This is a genomic window from Kocuria oxytropis, assembly GCF_040981195.1.
GTDB lineage: Bacteria > Actinomycetota > Actinomycetes > Actinomycetales > Micrococcaceae > Kocuria > Kocuria oxytropis.
Map to the genome: position 1 here is coordinate 1 of NZ_JAVFXA010000055.1, position 1,389 is coordinate 1,389.

The 1,389-nt window shown below is 70.2% G+C and carries 1 protein-coding gene; it reads right to left on the reverse strand.

Features of this window, described 5'->3' with window-relative positions; genetic code table 11:
- Positions 1–66: 66 nt before the first annotated feature.
- Positions 67–1,272, reverse strand: a complete 1,206-nt coding sequence (locus QYM41_RS17530) for an integrase core domain-containing protein (protein WP_368801052.1) — start codon at positions 1,270–1,272, stop codon at positions 67–69.
- Positions 1,273–1,389 lie beyond the last annotated feature (117 nt).

Genomic DNA, 1,389 nt, shown 5'->3' on the forward strand with positions numbered 1-1,389 from the left:
CGTGGTGTCCTGTCTGGGCGCTTCGTGGACGTTTCTGTCTCGGCGGTTCGTGGACACTGTGATGTCTCAGGGCTTCGTGGACGGTCGCTGGGTACGGTCGGTGTTGCCGACGTAAGTGGTGCCGGCCGGTGGTCGGGGGTGGGTGAGGATCTCGGTGCCCTCGTGGTCGTAGAAGCCGATCGTGGTCTCGGTGAGCAGCACGTGGATGGTCTGGCCGATGTAGCGGTGGCCGATCAGGTAGGTCGTGCCGTGGACGGTGGTCTTGCCGGCCGGCGGTGTCGCGGTGCGTTCCAGGGTCGTGGCCGTGGGTTGTGGGGCCGCGGCCGGCGGGGTCGGGGCGGCCGCGGCGGGGGTGGCCTCCCACGCCTCGGCCGGGGTCATGCCCTTGGGCAGGGCTTGGTGCTCGCGGTCGTGGTTGTAGTACCGGTCGAAGGCCTCGACCTGGGCCTGGAGTTGGGCCAGGGTCGCCGCGGGCGGCTGGCGGCCCAGATACCGCTGCAGGGTCTGGTGGATCCGCTCGTTCTTGCCCTGGGTGCGGGGATGATTCGGGCGCCCGGTGATCGGTTCCACGCCCAAGGCGCGCAGGTAGTCGACCAGCAGGCTGCGGTGGCCGTAGCGGGTCGGGTTCAGCGCGGGACCGTTGTCGGAGAGCACCTTCTGCGGCACCCCGGCGGTGGCCACCGCGTGCTGGACCACGGCCAGGGCGCCGTGGCTGGTCTCTCCGGTGGCGGCCAAGGAGGCCAGGCAGTACCGGGAGTGGTCGTCGAGGACCTGGAAGACCACCGCCTTGGCCCCCTCGGCCAGCGCCCAGGCGGTGGCATCGATCTGCCAGCAGCAGTTCGGGGCCGGGTAGACGAAGCGCTTGTAGCTGGTCTTGGGGCGTTTCTTCGGAGCGGGCACCACCACCCCGGCCGTGGTGAAGATTCGTGCCAGCGTGGACGGGGCCGGAGGCGTGAACCCCGCCCGCCGGATCTTCGCCGCCACCGAGACCGGTCCGGCGTCCCATCCGGCAGCGGTCAGCTCGGCGCGGATGCTCAGGGCGAGTTCGGCCATCGCCGGTGGGGTCCGGTTCGGGTGGGTGCGCGCGGCCGTGGACCCCTTCTGCAGAGCCACCCCGGCGCCCTGGGCGGCGGCCAGGGCCCGGATCTTGTAGAACTGCGATCTCGAGATGGCGTGGGCGGCGCAGAATCGGGTCACGGCCCCGCGCGGGGCATCGGCGGGAAAGTCCACGATGGCCATCCGGATCTCGGCCGGACTCAGATGAGTGCTCATCCCTCCAATCCAGGGCACGCCGGCCTCGGGCAGAAGTGTCCACGAAGCACCGAGACACAACTGTGCACGAAGCCCCGAGACACAACCGTCCATTAACCCCCGAGATAGAACACCACG

What these genes read in the sequence shown, in the direction of transcription:
- QYM41_RS17530 (WP_368801052.1), bottom strand. Translation starts at nt 1,272, where the DNA reads ATGAGCACTCATCTGAGTCCGGCCGAGATCCGGATGGCCATCGTGGAC.